We start from the raw sequence: 22,069 nt of genomic DNA, 5'->3' as shown, positions 1-22,069 counted from the left end.
ATGGTCCACGGCGGCCCCTACCCGGCCTCGACCAACTTTGGCGCAACCTCCGTCGGCACCATGGCCATCCGCCGCTTCCTGCGACCGGTCTGCTACCAGAACATGCCCGACGACCTGCTGCCCGAAGATCTGCGGTAACATCTGAACCCGAACCACAAATAAAGGGCCGCGCTGGTGCGCGTCCCTTTGCATGACGGTGATGGCCTGCGGTGGCCCCAGCACCCCGATCCCCGGTTGCGCCGACCGATAGCGGTGCCCCTTGGCACCTCCCGCAACCCATGGTCCCGGCCACCTTGGCCCCATCCGAGTCCGGGTGTCAGGCGCCGCAGTTGTACCGGGTATGAAGCAGGATCTGGGTCGGGTCCGGCTCGCTTGTCACCCCTTCGAGGAATGCGCCGATCCAGCGCACCGCCTGCGTCAGTTCCGCTTCCAGATCATGCGAAACAATGAAATCCATTGTGCCTGCCTGCAACAATCGGCGCGACACCGGTGTCAATTCGTGCCCCACAAGGATGGTATCCTCGGCGCGCCCGGTGTCCTCCAGCGCCTGCGCCACCCCCCGGTTGGCCCCGGCGACGTTGTAGATCGCCGGCGGCACCCCGTTGAGATCAAAGTAATCGGCAAGCTGCTGGCGGGTGGTTTCCGGGCTGTCATCGGAAAACAGGCGCTCCTCGATCCGCAAGTGGGGAAAGCTGGCGCGCAGGACCCGGCGGAATCCCATTTCGCGATCTTTCTGGCTGCGGAAGGCGGCGCTCATGATCAGCAGGATACGCAAGCTTGCCTTTGGCAACGACCGCCCGATCACCTGCGCCGCCACGCCGCCCGCCGCGTGCTGGTCATTGCCGACATAGGTATTCCGGCGCGAGCTGGGCAGATCGCTGGTCAGGCAGACCACCGGCTTTCCCGCCCGCCGCAATTGCCGGATTGCGCTGTTGATCGCCGGGTGCTCGCGCGCGACCACAACGCTGCCGTCGGTCCGACCGCCGTCTTCCAGCAAGCTTGCGGCAAAAACATTGGCGTCCAGTTCATTGGTCATGGTAAAGGCGCTGCTCACAACCACCCCCGGCTCGCTCCGGTGCAGGGCCCGGATGGCGGACCTGACCTCACCGTTAAAACTGTCGCCGGATTCACAGTGCAACGCGATGCGCAGCGGCTTGGCGTCCGAGGTTTCCTGCCGCAATTTCTCAAACGCGATGCGCACCCGCTGGCGCGTTTGTTCGCGCACACCGGGGCGGTTGTTCAGCACCCGGTCCACGGTGGCGGGGCCGACCCCGGACACCTCGGCGACCTGTTGAATTGTCGGGCCTTTCCAACCTGCTTTGCGATCTGACGTGGTCACGTCACCGGCCTCCCCCCGTGGTCACGGCCACATTGGCCTGCTTTCCGAATTTTGATGTTATTCACATCATTTTTTCCGGGTCTAGAGGCTTTGTGTTTAGCGGTAACTGGGCATACTCTGGCACACAATAAGGGAGGAGGCCGCCGCAAAAGGCGGCCCTTGCAAATCGACATACCGGGGCGCCGATACAGGCGCGGGTCCCATGATGCGGTGTTTTCCGTGTCTGGGTATGTGTTTGTCTGTCCTGGCGCATCCTTCGGGATGCCCAAGGACGAGGGATGAAAGGGAGTTGCCCATGAGCTTGATGGAGCTCAGACACGTCACCAAGAGTTTCGGCGCAATCCACGCGCTTAACGGGGTCGACCTAAAGCTGGAGCCGGGCGAAGCGGTTGGCCTGATGGGCGACAACGGTGCGGGAAAATCGACGCTGATGAAGATCATCGCCGGCAATTTTCCCCCGACAACGGGCGAAATCCTGATCGAGGACAAGCGGGTTCATTTCACACGCCCCATCGACGCGCGCGAAAATGGGATCGAGATCGTCTATCAGGATCTGGCGCTGTGCGACAACCTGACCGCCGGGGCCAATGTCTTTCTGGGCCGAGAGATCAAAAAGGGGATCTGGCCGTTCCGCAAGCTGGACCATCAGGCGATGAACACCCGCGCTGGCGAACTGTTCGGCGAACTGAAATCCGAAACCCGCCCCCGCGATCTGGTCAAACAGATGTCCGGCGGACAGCGGCAGGCGGTGGCGATCGCCCGCACCCGCCTGTCCGAACCGAAACTGGTGCTGATGGACGAACCCACCGCCGCCATCTCGGTCCGGCAGGTCGCCGAGGTGCTGAACCTCATCAAGCGGCTCAAGGATCAGGGCCACGCGGTCATTCTGGTCAGCCACCGGATGCCCGACGTCTTTGAGGTTTGCGACCGGGTTGCCGTGCTGCGGCGCGGAACCAAGGTCGCCGACAAGAAGATCAACGATACCAGCCCGGAAGAAGTGACCGGCCTCATCATCGGAGCGATCCAGGCAGCATGACCGACAATACCCAGACCCCGCAAGACGCCCACGACCAGACCGCGCAGACGCCCACGGTCGATCACGCCGCCATCGACGAAAGCATCACGCTCCGGCAGGAGGTCTCCAGTATTGGGGCGATCCTGCGGACCCAGCCGTTCTGGGTCTTCGTAGCGATCTTTGCCATCGGCGTAGTGATGACCTTTGTCTCTGACGCCTTCCTTACCGAACGCAATATGTTCAACATTACCCGCAACATGGCCTTCTTCGGCATCATGGCGCTGGGGATGTCGGCGGTGATCTGCACCGCCGGGATCGACCTGTCGGTCGGATCTCTGCTGGGCCTGTGCGGCATCAACCTTGCCCTAGTGCTGAATGCGGAATGGAGCGTCGGCGTCGGCTTTCTTGTCTGCATCGGCACGGCCGCTCTGGTGGGGTTCATCAACGGGGTGCTGATCGCCTATGTCCGGCTGGCTCCCTTTGTGGTCACGCTGGGGATGCTGGCCATGGCACGGTCCATCGCCATGGTGATCTCCAACAACAAGATGATCTATGAATTCGGCCCCGGACAAGACACCTTTGAATGGATCGGCGGCGGCAGCATGCTGGGTGTGCCCAATGTCGTCTGGGTGCTGACCGCCATGACGCTGTTTTTCCTCTGGGTCTGGAAGTATTCCGAATGGGGCCGCTGGGTCATCGCCATCGGCGGCAACGCCCACGCGGCCAAGCTGTCGGGCATCCCGGTCGAACGGGTGATCGTCTCTGTCTACATGGTCTGTTCCATGTGCACCGGCATCGCGGCCTTCATGTTCATCGGCTACACCGGGTCTGCCACCAACGGCATGGGCGCCACCTATGAGCTGAACGTCATCGCGGCCAGCGTGATCGGCGGGGCCAACCTGATGGGCGGCGTGGTCTATGCGCTTGGCGCGCCGATCGGGGCCGCGCTGGTCGAACTGATCCGCAACTCGCTGCTGCTGGCCGGAATCCCGGCGCTCTGGCAGCAATTCTTTGTCGGCTTGTTCCTCATCCTTGCTGTTTTGCTGGAACAACTCCGCAATCGCGGGGGCAAATAATGGCCCCCAACTTCATGACAACGGGAGGAAAATTCATGAAGAAACTACTGACCGCAACCGCGCTGCTGGGCGCACTGGCCGCACCGGCCTTTGCCGAAAGCCACGGCGGTTACACCTTTGCGCTGGTGCCCAAGGCGATGAACAACCCGTTCTTCGATCTGGCCCGCGACGGCTGTTACGCCGCGCAGGAAGAGCTGGCGGACGTGACCTGCGAATACATCGGCCCCGGTGAGCACACCGAACTGGAGCAGATCCAGATCGTTCAGGACCTGATCACCAAAGGTGTCGACGGGATCGCGGTGGCCCCCTCCAACGCACCGGCCATGGCCAAGGTGCTGAAGGGCGCGATGGATGCCGGTATTCCCGTCATGACATGGGACTCGGACCTGCTGCCCGAGGATCTCGCCCTGCGCACCACCTATGTGGGCACCAACAACTACAACATCGGCGTGCACCTCGCAGAGCTGGTGATGGCGCGTCATCCCGATGGCGGCACCGTCTGCCTGCAAACCGGCGGTGCGGCGGCGGCCAACCACAACGAACGCCTGCTGGGCGCGCGTGAGACGCTGGCCGGCATGGACCTTGGCGATCCTCCGGGCCGCCCGCTGGACGGTGACAACGGCTGGACCGAAATCGCCGGTTGCCCGCTGATCACCAACGATGACGGCAACGTCGCCGTGCAGGGCATGACCGACATTCTGGCCGCCAACCCGGACCTGACGGCGTTCCTGTCGACCGGTGCCTTTACCCAGTGGTTCGACAATGCCTATCGCAACGCCGCCGAGCCGTATAAGGCCAAGATGGACGCCGGTGAGCTGACCATCGTGGTCGCCGACACGCTGCCGATGCAGCTGGCGCAGACCAAGGACGGTCTGGGCAACGGTCTGGTCGGCCAGCGCCCCTACGAGATGGGCTACAAGGCGATGTACATCCTCAAGGACATCGTCGAGGGCAAGGACGTCGAGGACCCGATCTATACTGGCCTCGACATCTGCAACAACGACAACGTCGACACCTGCGTGAAGTGATCGACACCGCGTGACCTGTGACGGCGGCGCCCCGGCGCCGCCGTTGGCTTGGGGGCGCTGCCCCCGCCGCCCTTCGGGCGCCCCCCGGGGGATTTTTACAGAGAAGAAACGACAGAAAGGGGCTGGTTGGATGGACAAGGTGCGATACGCCGTGGTCGGCGCGGGCTGGATCTCGCAGATCGCCTTTATGCCGGCGGTGGCGCAGACCGGCAATTCCCGGATCACCGCCATTGTCAGCGGCAACGCCGAGGCCGCCGGAAAGCTGGCCGCGTTTCACGATGTCCCCGAGGTGGTCGGCTATGACGGCTACGATGCCCTGCTGGCCTCGGACCGGATCGACGCGGTCTACATCGCGCTGCCGAACTCGATGCACGCGGACTACACCATTCGGGCGTTGAAAGCGGGCAAACACGCGTTGGTGGAAAAGCCCCTTGCCCTGACCCAGGCCGAATGTCAGGCGATGATCGACGCGTCCGCGGCCTCGGGCGCGCTGCTGATGACTGCCTACCGGCTGCACCATGAGCCGGGCACCGTCGAGGTGCTGGACCGCATCCGGCGCGGCGATATCGGCGATCCGCGGGTTTTCAGTTCGGTCTTTGGCATTCAGACCGCCGCAGGCAATCACCGTTTGCGGGCGGAACACTGGGGCGGCCCGTTGCAGGACATTGGTGTCTATTGTCTCAACGCCGCGCGCCATGTGTTTGGCGACGAACCGGTCGAGGTGAGCGCCATGGGGTCCAACGGGGACAATGACCCGCGATTCTCGGAGGTTGCGGAAAGCGTTGCCGTGACCCTGCGCTTTCCGCGCGGCAGGCTGGCGCAATTTGTGGTCAGTTTTGGCACGGACGAGCAGGACAGTTATACGGTGATGGGCACCAAGGGGACGCTGATTGTCGACCCGGCCTTTCGGTTCGAGAGCCATATCGGGCTGCGCCACCGGGCCGAAGGTGTCGAACAATCGGCCTTTACCGCGCCCGATTGCGACCATTTCGGCGCGCAGACGGCCTATTTTTCGGATTGCATCCAGAGCGGTACAGGCCCGGAGAATGACGGCGGCGAAGGTCTGGCCGACGTGGCCATCCTGCGCGCGATCGAGGCTGCGATGCAGTCGGGAACGACGCACAGCATCGCCCAGCCGCCACGTCCCGGCCATCCGGACCGGACGACGATCCGGGACGTGCCGCGCACAGACCGCCGTCTTGTTTTCTGAACGGAAGCCGACATGACCCGGATCGACGCCCACCACCATTTCTGGAATCCCGCGCGGGGCGATTATGGCTGGATGCCCGATGACGACCCGATCCTGAGCCGCCCCTACACCGCCGCGGATCTGGCCCCGGCGTTGCAGGCCACCGGCGTCACCCGGAGTGTTCTGGTGCAGGCCGCGCCCTCGGTTGCGGAAACCGAATACCTGTTGGGCATCGCGGACAGCACCCCGCATGTGGCGGCGGTTGTCGGCTGGATCGATTTCGAGGATCGCGCTCAGAAAGCCACGCTGGAACGCCTCGCCCGGCATCCGAAATGCGTGGGCGTGCGGCCGATGATTCAGGACATCCCGGACGTCGACTGGATGCTGAGGCCGGATGTGCAATGGGCCTATGAGGCGTTGATTGATCTGGACCTGACCTTTGATTGCCTCGGTTTTACGCGCCATCAGGCGAATTTTCTGACGCTCCTGCGGCGCTATCCGGAATTGCGCGCGGTGCTGGACCATTGCCTGAAACCGCAATTGCGCGACCCGTCAGAGGCGCATTTCGACGCCTGGGCAGAGGGCATGACCCGGCTGGCCGAGGGCACCGCTGCGTTCTGCAAGCTGTCGGGCCTCGTGACCGAGGCGGATGACATGCCCGCAGAGTCGCTGCTGAAGCGCTACACCGACCACGTGATCGCGGCCTTTGGGCCTGAGCGGGTCATGTGGGGCTCGGACTGGCCGGTGGCGCGGTTGCGCTGCGAATATGCTGATTGGCACGCCATGGCAGAGCGATTGACGGCGCATCTGGCGCAGGACGCGCGGGCGCGCATTTTCGGCGGCACGGCGGCGGCGTTCTATCGGATCTGACCCGCGTGGTCCTTGCGCGCGCCGATGGCCGTGCCGCGCCGCTGTAAACCGCCCTCCCTTGTTACGTCCATTGCACTCTGCCCGCTGCCCTGAAAGAGTGGCGGCAAAGAGACTGTTTCGCATGCCCCCCATCCGATTTATCCATTCCTCCGACCTCCACCTTGGCCGACGTTTCGCCAATATCCCGGAACCGCAGGATGGCAACATTCGCGGCCGGTTGATGGAGGCGCGCCACGGCGTCATCACCCGGCTGGCAGAGGCCGCGCGCCGTCATGGCGCGGCGCATATCCTGCTGGCAGGCGATACCTTTGACACCGCCACGCCCTCGGCCCATGTGCTGCGGCAGGCACTCACCGCGATGGGTGAGGATGCCGCAATCCATTGGTGGCTGCTGCCCGGCAACCATGACAACCTGCGCAATGCCGAACCGCTGTGGGAGCGGCTGATGGCAGAGGCCCCGGCCAACGTCCACGCGCTGACCACCGCCACGCCCGTGATGCTGGACGACAGCGCCTGCCTGTTGCCTGCTCCGGTGACGCACCGTGCGCCGGGGCGCGATCTGACCGATGGTCTGGCGGCCCTGCCCGCGCCCGAGGGCGCTCTGCGGATCGGCCTTGCCCATGGCGGCGTGACCGATTTCGAGGACACCGGCGCGCATATCCCGCCCAACCGGGCGGAAAGCGCGCGGCTGGACTATCTCGCGCTTGGCGACTGGCACGGGCGGCTGACCATCGGCCCGCGCACGCATTACCCCGGCACGCCGGAACAGGATCGGTTCAAGCACGGGCGACGCGGCGTTTGCCTTGCGGTGACCATCGACGGCCCCGGTGCCGCCCCCCGTGTGGACGAGATCGAAACCGGCCAGTTCCACTGGACGGAAACGGAACTGCCGGTTCAGGCGGGACTGGACACGCCGGAGGCGCTGACAGGCCTCCTGCCGGAGACTGGCAGGCGCGACGTGCTGATGCGGGTCAGGGCGATCGGCTGGGCCAGCCTTGCGCAGCGCGCCGAACTGGAACGCGCCGCCCATGCCGCCGCCCCGGACTTCGCCCATTTTGAACTGGTCACAGACCGCCTTGGCGCGCTGCTCGACACCGTCGACATGGAGGCCATCGACCACGCGGGCGCGCTGCGCCAAGCCGCCGAAGACCTCAAGACAGAAGCAGAGGATACAACCCGCTCTGCCGAGGATCGCGGCATCGCGGCAGAGGCGCTGGCGCGGCTTTATGCCTATGTGACGGAACCCACCTCATGAAGCTGCGCCGCGTCGCCGTCCACAACCTTCGCCGGTTCACCTCGCCAGTCGAACTCTCCGGCCTCAGCGACGGGCTGAACGTCCTTGCCGCCCCGAATGAACAGGGCAAATCCACGCTGTTCGACGGCTTGCAGGCGCTGTTTTTCACCGCCCATGGCGGCCGCCCGAAAGAGATCAAGGCGCTGCAACCCCATGCGGGCGGCGCGCCCGAGGTGCTGGCCGAGGTCGAAACCGATGGCGGGCTGTTCACCCTCGCCAAACGCTGGATCTCCAAGCCGCGGGCCACGGTGCACCGCGATGGCCGCCTGATCGCGCAGGCCGATGAGGCCGAGGCATGGATTGCCCGCCTTGCCGCGACCGACGCGGGTGGCCCGGCGGGCCTGCTCTGGGTGCGTCAGGGGCTGACCGCGCTGGATGACGGCAGCAAACGGGAAAGCGAGGCCGCCCGCGAGGTGCGCCGCGACCTGCTGTCCTCCGTCACCGGCGAGGTCGAGGCCATGACCGGCGGCCAGCGTATGGATGCGGCGTTGAAACGCTGTCGGGCGGAACTGGACAATTACGCCACCGCCACCGGGCGTCCGCGCACCGGCGGCCCGTGGAAAGCCGCGCAGGACCGGGCCGAGGGGCTGCGTGCCCAGCACGAAGAGATGGCCCAGACCGTCGCCGCCCTGCAAGACGACCTGTCGGCGCGCAAACGCGCCCGCGCGGAACTGGCGGAACTGACCGACCCCGAGGCCGCGGAGCGCCGCAAATCCCGCCTGACAGAGGCCACCGCCGCGTTTGCCGCAGCGGAACGGCACGCGGCGCAGGTCGACACTCTGACCCGCGCCGCCGATACCGCGCGGCTGCGGCGGGACGGGCTGCTGACCCGCAAACGCGCGCAGGCAGAGGCGCGCGCAGAACAGGCTGAGGCCAGCACGCAGGCGCAAGCCGCCCGCGCAGCGCGCGCGACGACGGACAAGGCGCAGACGGACGCTCAGGATCTGGCGCAGGCCGCGCGCGAGACTCTGACCGCCACCCGCGCCGCCTTGGCCGAGGCGGAACAGCGCCTGCACGCCGCCCAACGCGCCGAGCGCGCGCAGGACACCGCCCGGCAGCGCGCAGAGTTGACAGACCGCCTGTCCAAGGCTGAAGCCCTGCGTGAGACCGCCGACGCGGCGCGCGCCGCCGCCGCAACCGGCCCCACCGCCGATGACCTCAAGACCCTTGAACGCATGGCCGCCGCCTTGGAACAGGCGCGCGCCTTGCAAGCCGCCAGCGCCGCGCGGCTGGAACTCCGCTATGCCCCCGGTCATCAGGGCCACATCCGGCGGGACGGCACCGCCCTGCCCGACGCCACCTCCTTGCCGCTGATCGCCACCACGGATCTGGAAATAGACGGCATCGGGCAGATCCGGTTCACCCCCGGCGGCAAAGGCGAGGATGGCAGCGTCGATGCCGCCAGCGAGGCGCTGACCGGCGCGCTGCGCAGGCTGGCCGTCGACACGATCGAGACCGCCCGCGCGCAGGCCGACGCCCGCGCGCAGGCTGAACGCAGGCTGTCCGAGGCGACCTCCGCGCTCAAGGCGCATGCGCCCAAGGGGCTGGACGCGCTGCACGATGCGCTTGCCGCGCTGCCCGCGCCGTTGGCGGATGACGCCGGCGATGCGCCCGCGCTCGACGAGGCCAACGCCACCCGCGCCAAATGCGGCGCCGACCGGATCACGGCCGAAACCGCGCTGGAAACCGCGCGCGACAGGCTAGATGCGGCCCGGCAGGAGGCCGCCCGCGCGCAGGCCGCAGCGCAGGCCGCCGAGGACCGCCTGACCCGCGCCGAGGCCGCGCTGTCGCGGATCGAGCCGATTTCGGACGCGGCCCTTACCGCCGAACTGGCGCAGGCCGAAACCGCGCTGACAGAGGCCGAAACCGCCTGCACGCAGGCCAAGGCCGCCGCGCCCGACCTCGAAAACACCAAAGCCGCGCTGGCGCGTGCACAATCGGCGGACCGCGCGGCGGATGACACTATCTCGCGCCTGAACATGGATCTTGCGCGGCTGGACGAACGGGTGCGCCGCAATGCCGATGGCGCGGTCGAGGAACGGCTGGAGGAGCTGTTGCAGGATCTGACCGCCGCCGAGGCCGACCTTGCCCGCATGACCCGCGAGGTTGCTGTCCTGCAACGTCTTGCCACCGCGCTGGAGGCCGCGAGGATCGCCGCACGTGACCGGTATTTCACGCCTGTTGCCAATACCTTGCGGCCACTTCTTCAACTGCTTTGGCCAGAGGCGCAACTGGATTGGGACGATTCCGACCTGCTGCCGCGCCATCTGATCCGCGACGGGCGCGAAGAACCGGTCGACATCCTCTCTGGCGGCACGCAGGAACAACTGGCCCTGCTGGTCCGCCTCGCCTTTGCCCGGCTCTTGGCGCAGGACGGGCGCGCCGCGCCGGTGATCCTCGACGATGCGCTGGTCTACACCGACGACGACCGGATCGAGCGGATGTTCGACGCCCTGCACCGGCAAGCGGGCGACATGCAGATCATCGTCCTGACCTGCCGCCAACGCGCCTTTCGCGAACTTGGCGGCCAGCAACTGAGCCTCCAGCCGCTGCGCCTGCCCGGCGATAGTCTGCTGGACATGTAGGCCCGATGGATCACAAAGCCGTCCTTGCCAGACTGCCCGCCGACACCCGCGCCCAACTGACGGAAACCCGCGACGCGCCGGGGCTTTGGCATCTGGCCAGCCACCTTGGCGCGATCATTGTCATCGGTGCGCTGATCCTTGCCCGCGTCCCGTTCTGGCCGGTGCTCATGCTGCCTCAAGGCATCCTGCTGGTGTTCCTGTTCACGCTGCTGCACGAAACGGTGCATGACACGCCCTTTCGCACCCGCTGGCTTAACCGCGCGGCGGGGCTGCTCTGCGGAGCGCTGCTGTTCCTGCCGCCGGTCTGGTTTCGCTGGTTTCACCTTGCCCATCACCGCCACACGCAGATCCCCGGCAAAGATCCGGAATTGGCCGAGCCCAAGCCCGAGGCCCTGCGCGGCTGGCTGCACCATGTCTCGGGCCTTCCGGTCTGGACCGGCCATGCCCGCACGCTGATACGGAATGCTACCGGACAGGGCGACGCCGCCTATGTGCCCACGGCCCGCCGCACGGATCTCACCCGCGAGGCGCGGCGGTTGCTTGGTCTCTACGCATGCCTGCTCCTGCTCAGCCTCATCGCGGGCAGCACCGCGCTGCTGTGGGTCTGGCTGATCCCGCTGCTGCTGGGGCAACCCTTTCTCAGGGTGTATCTGCTGGCCGAACACGGGCGCTGCGCCTTTGTCGCCAATATGCTGGAAAACAGCCGCACCACCTTTACCAACCGGCTTGTGCGCTGGCTGGCGTGGAACATGCCGTATCACGCCGAACACCACAGCTTTCCGGCGGTGCCGTTTCACCAACTGCCCGCGCTGCACGCCCATATGGCACCGCATCTGGCCGTGACAGAGAATGGATACCGCCGCTTCACCGCCAAATACCTGTCGACCCTGCGTTGACGGCGATTCCGCCGAATACCCCTTTGCAACGGCGCAAGACCTGCCTATATTCAATCTGTTCCCTCGGGAACTATGGGCATAAACGCGCATGTAATAAACGGATCGGACCCGGGGGCGGTACCCGGCGTCTCCACCATATATCCCTTGTTGGGGGATCTTGGGGACGAAATAGGATCGACGAACGCGTAAAGATGTGGCTTTGTCCCGGTGAGATACCACCGTTATCGGTTCACAAAGTACAATTGCCAACAACAATCGTGCTCCGGTGGCTCTCGCAGCGTAAGCTGTTAGAAATACCGAAATCTAAGCCCTTGCGCCTAGCAGCGTAAGGCGGGGTTCGCAGGCACCTGGCAACAGAAGCCTGCACTTTACCCCCCCCATTTTCACTACAAGATGCTGCTTTCGGCCAGATCCGGTGCGGCGCGCGGCACATTCACCGCCTCGCCGCGTTCCACGGCGCGCCGTTCGCGTCCCATCAGCTCGCCCCGGATCTCGCGGAGCAGATGCCGGTGATTGGCCGCGCGGCTTGCGAACTCCGCGTAGCGCGCCCGCCGTTGCGCCACGAACTCCCACCAGCGGTCCTCATCCAGCGCGTATCCGGCGGCGAAATTCTCGGCCTTGTAGCCCATGTCATAAACCCGCTTGCCCAGCAGGACCGCCTGATACACCTGCGCCGAAAACAACACGGCCGAGTCCAGATCGCCGGGCTGCGGCAGCGCGTGACGCCACAGCGCCAGATTTTCGGCCAGTGTGTCCGACACCGCCAGTTCCTCACGCGCGTCGATCCAGTATTGGCTGTCGGTGCGGTTCCCCAACGCATAGTGCAGGCAGATGAAATCGCGCACCTCATCGTACAGCCGTTCCATCTGGCGGTTGTAGCGGTGGCGCAGCGGATCGGCATAGCCGGTGTCCGGGAAATAGGTGATCAGCGCCCGCACGGCCATGTCGATCATGTGGATCGCGGTCGATTCCAGCGGCTCGATAAAGCCCCCGGACAGGCCCACCGCGACGCAGTTCTTGACCCAGTTTTCGCGGTTGCGACCAATCCGCATCGGAATCACGCGCGGCTCCAGCCCCTCACCCGCCGGGCCGACCCAGGACATCAGCTCATCGCGGGCCTGCTCATCGGTGCGGTGCGCGCTGGAGAAGACATAGCCGGTGCCGACCCGGTTGAACAACGGCACCCGCCATGTCCAACCGGCTCCCAGCGCGGTCGAGCGGGTCATCGGCTCGATGTCGTCGCTCAGGTGCGGCACCTGCACCGCCATCGCACGATCATTGGCGAGGTACTTGGAATAGCTGATGAATTCGCTGCCCAGGGCCTTGTTGATGATCAACCCGCGAAAGCCGGTGCAGTCCAGAACCAGTTCGACCCCGTGCCGCCCGCCCTTTTCCAGATGCAGCGCCGCGACCTTGCCGGTCTCGTCCAGTTCCACCTCCTCCAGATTGTCAAAGACATGCACCACACCGCGCGCGACGCAGGTGTCGCGCAGCAGCGCCGCGAATTTTCCGGCGTCCAGATGATAGGCGAACCCGGTGCCTTTGGCGAACTCTCCGGCGCGGAACGGGCGCGGCCCGCGCAATTCATCCCGCAGGTCAAGGCAAGGCGAAAAGAGATGAACAAAATCAAGGTCTCCGGCGCCATACTTCAGGTAATATGCGGCCAGCGGCGCACCGTTCAGCGGCGGCGGCGCGTCAAACGGATTGACATACGACACGGGCTGCCCGTCCGCGTCCACGTTCCAGTGATCGAACAGCACCCCCAGCTTGAAAGAGGCATTGCAGCAGCGAAAGAACTCGGCCTCCGAGATCCCGCAATCGGACAGGGTGCGCGGCATGTTGGGCACCGTCGCCTCGCCGACGCCGACCGTCGGGATGTTGGGCGATTCGATCAGCGTGATCTCGACCGCATCCTCGGGCGGGCGTTTCTCGCGCAACAGGCTGTTGAGCAGCGAGGCGGCCAGCCAGCCCGCGGTGCCGCCTCCGACGATGGTGATTTTCCGGATCGGTGCCGTCATGCCCTGCCCCCTTTTGACTTCCCTAACGGCAGCCTACCCCGGTCGCGGCGCAAATCAATCCCGCAGGCGGGCTTGACCCGGCGGCCTTGCCTGCCACACAGGGGCGGTGCCCTTCTCAGCAAAGCGTAGGCCCGATGACACCGCTTTCCACGCTTGCCCATGTCTTTGGCCGCATCGGGGTGTTGTCCTTCGGGGGGCCCGCCGCGCAGATCGCGCTGATGCACCGCGAACTGGTCGAGGACCGCCCTTGGCTGTCGGACCAGCAATTCCTGCGCGCGCTCAGCTTTTGCATGTTGCTGCCTGGACCGGAGGCGATGCAACTGGCCACCTATGCCGGGTGGCGGCTGCGCGGGGTTGCGGGCGGGCTGATCGCGGGCGGGCTGTTTGTGCTGCCGGGGGCCGTGGTGATCGCCTTGCTGGCCCTGCTGTACGCAGAGTTCGGCGCCCGGCCAGAGACAGAGGCGCTGTTGCTGGGGGTCAAGGCCTGCGTGGTGGTCATTGTCGCGCAGGCGCTTGTCCGGCTTTCGGCCAAAGCGTTGAAAGGCGCGCCGGACTACATCGTGGCGAGCCTGTCCTTTCTCGGCATCTTCGCGCTTGGCCTGCCGTTTCCGCTGATCATCGGGCTGGCCGCGCTTTGGGGCGCGACGCGGGGCACGCCCGCGCATGACACCCCGCCAGAGCCAACGGGGCGCAAGACCCGTCCCGCCACTCTTGGCCTCTGGGCCGCGCTCTGGCTGGCGCCGCTGCCGGTCCTCTGGATTACCGGGCAGCAACTGCTGTTCGACCTCGCCGCCTTTTTCGCCAAGCTGGCGGTTGTCACCTTTGGCGGTGCCTATGCGGTGCTGGCCTACATGGCGCAGGAGGTGGTCGAGACGCGCGGCTGGCTGGACGCCACACAAATGGTCGACGCGCTGGGACTGGCCGAAACCACCCCCGGTCCGCTGATCCTTGTGACGCAGTTTGTCGGGCAACTGGCGGGCCACGCGCAAGGCGGGCCATGGCTGGCGCTGGCGGCGGGGGTGCTGACGCTCTGGATGACCTTTGTGCCCTGTTTCCTGTGGATTTTCGCGGGCGCGCCCTATGTCGACAACCTGCTGGCCCGGCCGCGCCTGCAATCGGCGCTGGCCGCAATCACCGCCGCCGTGGTCGGCGTGATCCTCAACCTGTCGCTGTGGTTTGCGCTGCATGTGCTGTTTGCCGCGCTGACCCCGATCGCGCTGGGCCCCATCGGTTTTGCCGTGCCGGAACCGGCCACGCTGCGCCGGGACGTGTTGCCGCTGATCGCGCTTGCCGCGCTGCTGCTCTTGGGGGCCAAACGCGGCGTTCCGCTCACTCTTTTGACCTGCGCCGCGTCGGGCTGGGCTTTGTCGCTGCCATGATTTTCACCCCTTTCGCCCCTTTTACTCTCTGCCAAAAGCAATATGGTGGGGGGACGCTCAGAAGGATCCCCATATGTCCGAAGGCATCGATTACGGCAAGCTCATGCACCGCGCTATGCGTGGCCTGATCCAGCAGGTTCTCGAGGACGTGCAGCGCGACGGGCTGCCGGGCGACCATCATTTCTTCATCACCTTCGACACCGGGCATCCGGACGCCGAACTGGCCGACTGGCTGTCGGACCGCTACCCCGATGAAATGACGGTGGTGATGCAGCACTGGTACGACAATCTTGACGTGACCGACGACGGGTTTTCCGTCACGCTGAACTTCGGCGACGCGCCCGAGCGGCTGTATATCCCCTATGACGCGATCAAGACATTTGTCGATCCGTCGGTGGAATTCGGACTGCGCTTCGAGAGTCAGGACGAGGATGACGACGACGGCGACGATCCCACGCCACCGGACGGTCCGGGCCGCGATACCGACCGCGCCGACCACGCGGAACACCACGACGCCGAGGTTGTCAGCCTCGACCGTTTCCGCAAGTGAACCTTTCGTCAACTTTAACGCCGTAGCCTTTGCCGAATTCCCTTGGTCGGTATTGAGGCGCACGATGGAGCCATTAAGCTTCGACATTCTGGATTACGTGCCTCAGGCCGTATTTGCTCTGCGCCCGATCGACGGAGAGCCGATTTATGTCTTCTGGAACCGCACAGCCGAAAAACTCGGCGGTCGCAGTCGCGATCAGGTGATCGGCAAGACCGCCCGCGACATCTTTCAATCCGAACTGGGGGAAGAGGCCTATCAGCGTCACTGTGAGGTGATGCGGTCCGACAGCCAGATGGAATACGATCTGGTGCTGGATCTCGACGACAAGCTGTGTGAGGTCCGCACAACCCTGGCCCCGGTCCGGAATGCGCGGGGCGAGGTGGAGGCGATCGTGGGGTCTTCGGTGATCCTGTCCGACCAGCGCGCCGCCGAACAAAACCGGCTGGAGGCGATGGCCCTGATCGAACGCGCCCGCGTCGAGATGGAACAATACCTTGCCTTCGCCGCGCACGATCTGCGCGCGCCCATGCGCCGCATGTCCGGCCTCACCGGCCTCATTCAGGAGGAATTGCCCGACAGCGCCGTCGAGGCCCGCAAAATCGCCGCGATGATGGAGGATGTCAGCCTCAAGGCGCAGGCTTTGATCTCGGAGGTGCTGAATTTCTCCGAGGCCAACAACGCCGTCAGCTGTGTCGAGACCTTCGACCTGCGGGCCATGGCCCGCGACATCTTTACCGTGCTCGACCCTTTGCACAAACACGACCTCTCCGCGGAACGGGCACGGATTTCGACCGATCGCGTGGCCCTTCAGATCATCCTGCGCAACCTTGTGGACAACGCGATAAAGCATCGCGACAAGGGCAGGATCAGGCTCAAGATCGCGCTGGAAGACACGGCAGAGGGGCTGGCCATCCGCGTGACCGACAATGGCCCCGGTCTGCCCGCCACGGACCTGCAATTTCTCGACGGCAAGGGATTCGAATACGGCACCGGTTTTGGCCTGCTGGGCATCCGGCGTCTGATCACCACCCGCGGTGGATGTCTTTCGGCCAGCCTGCGGCCGGAGGGCGGCACCTGTTTCCGGATCAAACTGCCCTCGCTGACACGCATTTCGGGCTGATTGCGCCACCAGAATTGCCCTTTGCCGGGGCATCGGCTAGGCCGTGGCGCAACATAGTTCAGGAGCCACCTTCCATGACCGCGACCCGCACCGAATCCGACAGCTTTGGCCCGCTCGAAGTCCCCGCAGACAAGTACTGGGGCGCGCAGACCCAGCGGTCGATCATGAACTTTCCCATCGGCTGGGAAAAACAGCCCGTCGCCATCGTGCGCGCGCTGGGGGTGATCAAGCAGGCCTGCGCCATGCAGAACAAGGCCACCGGCAAGATGGATGCCAAGATCGCCGACGCGGTGATCCAGGCCGCCGGTGAGGTCATCGCGGGCAAGTTCGACGACAACTTTCCGCTGGTGGTCTGGCAGACCGGGTCCGGCACCCAGTCCAACATGAACTCGAACGAGGTCATCGCCAACCGCGCCATTGAACTGCTGGGTGGAGTGATCGGATCGAAAAACCCGGTGCACCCGAACGACCATTGCAACATGGGCCAGTCCTCCAACGACACCTTCCCCACCGCGATGCACATCGCCACCGCCATGATGGTGCGCGACGTGCTGGTGCCCGGCCTGACCAAACTGGCCGAGGGGCTGGAGGCAAAATCGGCCGAGTTCAAGGACATCATCAAGATCGGTCGCACCCATACCCAGGATGCAACCCCGCTGACTTTGGGTCAGGAGTTTTCCGGCTACGCCCACCAGATCCGTCAGGGGCTGAAACGGGTTGAGGCGGCGATGCCCGGTATTTACGAATTGGCGCAGGGCGGCACCGCCGTCGGCACCGGGCTGAACACCGCCCCCGGCTGGTCCGAGGCCGTGGCCGCCCACATGGCCGATATCACCGGCCTGCCCTTTGTCACCGCCCCCAATAAATTCGAGGCGCTGGCCGCCCATGACGCCATGGTCTTCCTCTCGGGCGCTTTGGCGACGATCGCCGGTTCCTGCTACAAGATCGCCAGCGACATCCGGTTCCTTGGCTCCGGCCCGCGCTCTGGGCTGGGCGAATTGATCCTGCCGGAAAACGAACCGGGCTCGTCGATCATGCCGGGCAAGGTCAACCCGACACAGGCAGAGGCGCTGACACAGGTGGCGGCGCATGTCATGGGCAATGACGCGGCGATCAAGTTTGCAGGCTCTCAGGGGCACTTTGAACTCAATGTCTACAACCCGATGATGAGCTATAACCTGTTGCAATCCATCCAGCTTCTGGGGGATGCCGCCGACAGCTTTACGCTGCGGATGCTGAACGGGATCAAGGCGAATGAGCCGCGCATCGACAAGCTGATGAAAGAATCGTTGATGCTGGTGACGGCGCTGGCGCCCACCATCGGTTATGACAACGCCACCAAGGTCGCCAAGACCGCGCATAAGAACGGCACCACCCTGAAGCAAGAGGCGATTGCGTTGGGCTTTGTCGATGAGGCCACCTTTGATGCTGTTGTGCGCCCGGAACAGATGATCGGCCCCAAGGACTGATCACTGGCGTCAACGCCGTCAGGGCGGCATTTCAAGACACACACAGTCAGGGCGCCGGTTTTCGATCCGGCGCCTTTTCTTTATCCTGAACGGAAATTTGCGACGGAACCCGCTCTGCCCGCCGTGTCACCCCGGCGACACAAACAAAAGAGCGTTCCAATGCCCCGATTGTCCCCCTACTGGCTTTGGCTGGTCCTCGCCCTGCCCGCCTTTGGCATGACCTATGACCTTGCCAGCACCACCAATCCCCGCATTTATCACATCCTTGTCCATCCGACCGGCGAATTTGCCGCGCGGTTCATGATCGTCGCCATGTTGGCCGCACCGCTGACCCTGCTGTTCAAAGGCTGGCGCGGGCCGCGCTGGCTGAAAAGGAACCGGCGTTATTTTGGCGTGGCGGCCTTTGCCTACGCCGCCGCGCACACCCTGTTTTACGTCATCGACAAAGCCAGCTTCGAACGGATCGTAGATGAGCTGCCACGGCTGTACATCTGGACCGGCTGGCTGGCCTTTGCGATCTTCATTCCGCTGGCTGTCACCTCGATGGATTTTTTTGTCCGCACCATGGGCAAGGGCTGGAAACAGCTTCAGCGCTGGACCTACGCGGCGGCGGTGCTGACATTGGTGCACTGGGCCGCGCTGCATGCTGGGGCCATCCGGCAGCGGCGCTGGTTCACTTTGCACCGCTTGCGGCGCTTGAGGCCTACCGCCTCTGGTACTGGTATCTGCGCCCCCGCCAGCCCTCTGTTGCCTGACCGGTCGCTCCGGGGCCACCGCTCCGGGGCGCGCATATCATGCGCATGGGGTGTGCATCATTTGTGCATGGATTGTGCCTGTCGATTTGCGCTAGAATTTGGCCATGTCGAAGGTCGTGAATCTCAACCGTTTCCGCAAACAGCAGGCCCGCGACGACAAACGTCGCGACGGCGATGCCAAGGCCGCGCAACATGGTCTGAGCAAGGCGCAAAAGGACCTTGCCAAGGCCCGCGCCGATAAGGCGAACCGCGATCTGGACGGGCATGAAACCGAATGAACGGGCGTCCGGTCAAACATTCCCTGACCCTCAAGGGGCACCGCACCTCGGTCTCGCTGGAGGATCTGTTCTGGCAGGAATTCCGGCGCATCGCCCGCGAGAAAAACAAGACAATCAATGCTTTGGCGTCGGAAATTGATGTAAGCCGCGATCCCGAGGTCGGTCTGGCCTCGTCGATCCGGGTGTTTGTCCTGACCCATTGCCTGTCTTCGCGCGCCGGGTGAGGTGTTATCCACAAGTCGCTGTGGATAAACCTAATGTGCCGGGAAAACAAAACAGCGGTCACGCCGGATGCTCAGCCACATCGGCGTGCCGGGTTTGGGCAGAAAGACATTCGGCACCGTCGCGCGCAGCTTTTGCCGATCGTGATCCATGCGGAACTCCACAAGGCTTTCCGATCCCATAAAGCGCGCCCGCTCCACCACACCGCGCGCCGGCGCCCCCGTCCGCGCCGAGGGGCTGGGCCCCTTGCCGGCGCGGTCAAAGTCAATGCTGACATGTTGCGGACGAAAGACGATCTCGACCGCGGTGCCATCGGCAAAGCCCGGCGCAAAGAACTGACCAAAGGGGGTTGCCACCAACGCCCCTTGAACCTTGCCGCGTATCGTATTGATATCGCTGAAAAAGGCCACCGCCTCACGGTCCGCCGGAGAGTTGTAGATATTGTACGGCGCGCCCATCTGGACGATATGCCCCTTGCGCATCAGGGCAATTTCATCGGCCATCCGCATGGCCTCTTCGGGTTCATGCGTGACCAGCAGGACAGAGGTGCCCTCTTCCTTGAGCAGTTCCAGCGTCTCATCCCGGATGCCGTCACGCAGCCGGTTGTCGAGGCCGGAAAACGGCTCATCCATCAGCATGACACGCGGTTTCGGGGCCAGCGCGCGGGCCAGCGCCACGCGCTGCTGCTCACCGCCCGACAGTTCGTGCGGAAAGCCGTCGATGAAATGTTCCAGCCCGACCCGGTCCAGAAACTCTCGGGCGCGGGCTTTCTTCTCCGGCCCCGGTCCCTTGAGCCCAAAGGCGACGTTCTCTCCGACGCTAAGGTGCGGAAAAAGCGCGAAATCCTGAAACATCAACCCGACTGACCGCCGTTCGGGCGGCACCCGGAACACGGTGTCGCAGATCAGGTTTCCGTCGACAAAGATGCTGCCCGCATCCTGCATCTCGACGCCTGCGATGATCCGCAACGTGGTGGATTTGCCGCAGCCCGACGGCCCCAGAAGGCAGGTCACATTGCCCGGCTGGATCGCCAGCGACACATTGTCGACCACCGGTTTGCCGTCATAGCGGCGGATGATATTGCGGATCTCAAGGCGGGGCGGCTGCACGGGCGGTCCTTTCCGGTCTCCGACGGATTTCATCGGATTTGGCGAGAGATAAAGCGCCCGGCCTGCCCCTGCAACCCTAGCCCGCCAGCGCCTTGCCCAGTCGCGGCAGACGCGCCTTTTTCATCAGGTCGCGCACCGTCCAGAGTTGCCCGGACAGCGCCTCGGCCTGCACGCGCACGGCCTCTCCGACCTGCGCCATCCTGTCGGGCTGCGCCTGCCAGAGACCCAGCAGGAAAGCATCGGGATCGGCGCGGCTAAGGCCTTCTTCGGCAAGGACATTCCTTGGAAAATCCTTGGCGTTGACGGTTATGATCACATCTGCGTTGCCGGACACCGCGGCGGCCAGAACATGCACGTCATTGTCGTCCGGCAGCCACAAACGCCCCTCCAGTGAGGGCTTCCACGTGACCTCGGCCTTGGGCCAAGCGGCGCGGGTCAGGGCGACCTCTCCGCGCGCCTGCGCCTCACCCTGCGGTCCCAGCTTGCGGGCCGCCCGCGCCCATTCCTCAAGGATGCGCGCGGACCAGAGCGGCGTGTACAGCCCCTGCCCCGCAGCCCCCAACAGGACCTCACGCATCACCGTCGGATACAGCACACATGTATCCAGCAGCACCTTCACAGGCGGAAAACCAGCGCCTTGAGGTAACCCGATTCAGCCAGTTGCGGCAAAAGCGGATGGTCCGGACCGGCAGCGCCCGTGTGGATCAGTTGCGCCCACCGGCCCGACCGGCCGATGCCGCGCAGGCAGGCCCCGGTAAAGCTGTTCAGATCGGCGGCATGGGAACAGGAGCACAGCACCAGATAGCCGTCCTCCGCCACCAGCGTCGCGGCAAGCCGCGCCACACGTTCATACGCGCGCAACCCCTTGTCCAGCGCCGGTTTGTTCGGCGCAAAGGCGGGCGGGTCGCAGATGACCACGTCGAACTTTGCGTCCTCTGCCACCAGCGCATCCATCACGGCAAAGGCATCGCCCTGGCGGGTCTCGAACCGGTCAGCCGCACCCATGGCAGCCGCCCCCTCGACGGCAAGCGCCAGCGCGGGGGCCGAGCCGTCCACCGCCAGCGCATCGGTCGCCCCACCGGCCAGCGCGGCAAGGCCAAAGCCGCCCACATGGGTGAATACGTCCAGCACGCTCTTGCCGCCTGCAAGGCGGGCGACAAAACCCTGATTGTCGCGCTGGTCGTAAAACAGGCCGGTCTTCTGACCGCCGGTGAGATCGGCCATGTAGGTGGCGCCGTTCATCTGGACCGGCAGCGGGCCTTCGGGGGCCGCGCCGTGCAGCACGGCGTCCACATCGTCCAGCCCTTCCAGCGTGCGGCCACGGCCAGAGGCGTTCTTGAGCACGTTGCTTACGCCGGTCACGGCGACCAGCGCCTTGGTCAACGACTCAAGGTGGGTTTCCGCCCAAACCGCATTGGGTTGCAGCACACAGGTATCGCCGAAACGGTCGATCACCACACCCGGCAGCCCGTCGCCCTCGGCGTGGACCAGTCGGTAGAACGGCGCGTCGTAGATGCTTTCACGCAGCGACAGCGCCTTTTGCAGGCGTGTGGTGAACCACGCCTCGTCGATCTCTGCGGCCGGATCGCGGTCCAGCACCCGCCCGACGATGCGCGAGGCGGGGTTGACCGCGACCGTCGCCAGCGGCGTGCGCTCTGCGTCCTCCAGCGTGGCGATGCTGCCGGGTGTCAGCGCCTTGCTGCGCCGGTCCATCACGAGTTCATTGTCAAAGACCCATGGCGCGCCGCGACGGATCGCGCGTGCATTGGCTTTGGGTTTCAGGCGCAGCACAGGGCGGCCTTGCGATGTGTCTATATCTGTCATGTCCTCCGATTAGCCTGCTTCGGGAACCGTGGAAAGCGTTGGTGCGTTTCCTC

19 protein-coding genes, 1 other RNA gene and 1 pseudogene are annotated in these 22,069 nt (G+C 64.9%); 16 read left to right on the top strand and 5 right to left on the bottom strand.

The annotated features are described in order from the left end of the window. Positions 1-316: 316 nt before the first annotated feature. A complete protein-coding gene (locus ACN0S5_RS02130; protein ID WP_417205500.1) occupies positions 317-1,339 on the bottom strand; it encodes a LacI family DNA-binding transcriptional regulator in 1,023 nt (340 codons plus the stop codon). A gap of 295 nt (positions 1,340-1,634) precedes the next feature. Here ACN0S5_RS02130 and ACN0S5_RS02125 point away from each other — a divergent pair, with 295 nt between their 5' ends. The 9 genes from ACN0S5_RS02125 (at position 1,635) to ssrA (ending at position 11,660) form a co-directional block, all read left to right on the top strand. Further along, positions 1,635-2,375, top strand: coding sequence for an ATP-binding cassette domain-containing protein (locus tag ACN0S5_RS02125; RefSeq protein WP_417205498.1), 741 nt, complete (start codon positions 1,635-1,637; stop codon positions 2,373-2,375). Further along, positions 2,372-3,430 (top strand): ABC transporter permease, encoded by a 1,059-nt coding sequence (locus tag ACN0S5_RS02120; RefSeq protein WP_417205496.1) that lies wholly within the window; start codon positions 2,372-2,374, stop codon positions 3,428-3,430. Before ACN0S5_RS02125 ends, ACN0S5_RS02120 begins: the two co-directional genes overlap by 4 nt. A 35-nt stretch (positions 3,431-3,465) precedes the next feature. Further along, positions 3,466-4,458, top strand: coding sequence for a sugar-binding protein (locus tag ACN0S5_RS02115; RefSeq protein WP_417205494.1), 993 nt, complete (start codon positions 3,466-3,468; stop codon positions 4,456-4,458). Between the two features lie 130 nt (positions 4,459-4,588). After that, a complete protein-coding gene (locus ACN0S5_RS02110; RefSeq protein WP_417205492.1) occupies positions 4,589-5,668 on the top strand; it encodes a Gfo/Idh/MocA family protein in 1,080 nt (359 codons plus the stop codon). A 12-nt stretch (positions 5,669-5,680) separates the two neighbouring features. Then, positions 5,681-6,517 carry an amidohydrolase family protein gene (locus tag ACN0S5_RS02105; RefSeq protein WP_417205490.1) on the top strand — a complete coding sequence of 279 codons (837 nt, stop codon included), beginning with the start codon at positions 5,681-5,683 and terminating at the stop codon, positions 6,515-6,517. A gap of 121 nt (positions 6,518-6,638) precedes the next feature. Next, positions 6,639-7,772 carry a metallophosphoesterase family protein gene (locus ACN0S5_RS02100; RefSeq protein ID WP_417205488.1) on the top strand — a complete coding sequence of 378 codons (1,134 nt, stop codon included), beginning with the start codon at positions 6,639-6,641 and terminating at the stop codon, positions 7,770-7,772. After that, a complete protein-coding gene (locus ACN0S5_RS02095; RefSeq protein ID WP_417205486.1) occupies positions 7,769-10,396 on the top strand; it encodes a chromosome segregation protein SMC in 2,628 nt (875 codons plus the stop codon). The genes ACN0S5_RS02100 and ACN0S5_RS02095 overlap by 4 nt, the downstream gene beginning before the upstream one ends. A gap of 5 nt (positions 10,397-10,401) precedes the next feature. Continuing rightward, complete coding sequence (locus tag ACN0S5_RS02090) at positions 10,402-11,292, top strand: fatty acid desaturase (RefSeq protein ID WP_417205484.1); 891 nt, start codon at positions 10,402-10,404, stop codon at positions 11,290-11,292. Between the two features lie 18 nt (positions 11,293-11,310). Beyond that, positions 11,311-11,660: a transfer-messenger RNA gene (gene ssrA / locus ACN0S5_RS02085) on the top strand. Between the two features lie 18 nt (positions 11,661-11,678). On the opposite strand, the gene ACN0S5_RS02080 is transcribed toward ssrA, so the two are convergent. After that, a complete protein-coding gene (locus tag ACN0S5_RS02080) occupies positions 11,679-13,310 on the bottom strand; it encodes a tryptophan halogenase family protein (protein ID WP_417205482.1) in 1,632 nt (543 codons plus the stop codon). 134 nt (positions 13,311-13,444) lie between these two features. Between ACN0S5_RS02080 and chrA the strand changes: the two genes are divergently transcribed. The 7 genes and pseudogenes from chrA to ACN0S5_RS02045 all read left to right on the top strand — a co-directional run bounded on the left by chrA (position 13,445) and on the right by ACN0S5_RS02045 (position 19,085). Beyond that, positions 13,445-14,689: a chromate efflux transporter gene (chrA, locus tag ACN0S5_RS02075; RefSeq protein WP_417205480.1), complete on the top strand. Its 1,245-nt coding sequence runs from the start codon at positions 13,445-13,447 to the stop codon at positions 14,687-14,689. Between the two features lie 73 nt (positions 14,690-14,762). After that, positions 14,763-15,239, top strand: coding sequence for an SspB family protein (locus ACN0S5_RS02070; RefSeq protein ID WP_417205478.1), 477 nt, complete (start codon positions 14,763-14,765; stop codon positions 15,237-15,239). Positions 15,240-15,303: 64 nt separating this feature from the next. Next, positions 15,304-16,359, top strand: a complete 1,056-nt coding sequence (locus ACN0S5_RS02065; protein WP_417205476.1) for an ATP-binding protein — start codon at positions 15,304-15,306, stop codon at positions 16,357-16,359. A 74-nt stretch (positions 16,360-16,433) separates the two neighbouring features. Further along, positions 16,434-17,828, top strand: coding sequence for a class II fumarate hydratase (gene fumC / locus ACN0S5_RS02060; RefSeq protein ID WP_417205474.1), 1,395 nt, complete (start codon positions 16,434-16,436; stop codon positions 17,826-17,828). Between the two features lie 159 nt (positions 17,829-17,987). Further along, positions 17,988-18,389: pseudogene (locus tag ACN0S5_RS02055) on the top strand (ferric reductase-like transmembrane domain-containing protein); the annotation flags it as partial. 298 nt (positions 18,390-18,687) lie between these two features. Continuing rightward, complete coding sequence (locus tag ACN0S5_RS02050; protein WP_417205472.1) at positions 18,688-18,861, top strand: DUF4169 family protein; 174 nt, start codon at positions 18,688-18,690, stop codon at positions 18,859-18,861. Continuing rightward, positions 18,858-19,085: a ribbon-helix-helix domain-containing protein gene (locus ACN0S5_RS02045; RefSeq protein WP_417205471.1), complete on the top strand. Its 228-nt coding sequence runs from the start codon at positions 18,858-18,860 to the stop codon at positions 19,083-19,085. The genes ACN0S5_RS02050 and ACN0S5_RS02045 overlap by 4 nt, the downstream gene beginning before the upstream one ends. A gap of 30 nt (positions 19,086-19,115) precedes the next feature. Here ACN0S5_RS02045 and ACN0S5_RS02040 read toward each other — a convergent pair whose 3' ends face one another. The 3 genes from ACN0S5_RS02040 to ACN0S5_RS02030 are packed head-to-tail and all read right to left on the bottom strand — an operon-like array spanning position 19,116 to position 22,016. After that, the gene (locus tag ACN0S5_RS02040) at positions 19,116-20,225 is read right to left on the bottom strand and encodes an ABC transporter ATP-binding protein (RefSeq protein WP_417205470.1); all 1,110 of its coding nucleotides are present in this window, start codon (positions 20,223-20,225) and stop codon (positions 19,116-19,118) included. Between the two features lie 43 nt (positions 20,226-20,268). Further along, positions 20,269-20,811 carry an RSP_2648 family PIN domain-containing protein gene (locus ACN0S5_RS02035; protein WP_417205468.1) on the bottom strand — a complete coding sequence of 181 codons (543 nt, stop codon included), beginning with the start codon at positions 20,809-20,811 and terminating at the stop codon, positions 20,269-20,271. Then, complete coding sequence (locus ACN0S5_RS02030; RefSeq protein ID WP_417205466.1) at positions 20,808-22,016, bottom strand: RSP_2647 family RNA methyltransferase; 1,209 nt, start codon at positions 22,014-22,016, stop codon at positions 20,808-20,810. The genes ACN0S5_RS02035 and ACN0S5_RS02030 overlap by 4 nt, the downstream gene beginning before the upstream one ends. Between the last annotated feature and the right edge of the window lie 53 nt (positions 22,017-22,069).

The sequence above is a fragment of the Antarctobacter sp. genome, from assembly GCF_048262615.1.
Lineage (GTDB): Bacteria > Pseudomonadota > Alphaproteobacteria > Rhodobacterales > Rhodobacteraceae > Antarctobacter.
The sequence above is the reverse complement of the archived record's forward strand: the minus strand, read 5'-3'. Positions and strand labels throughout refer to the sequence as shown.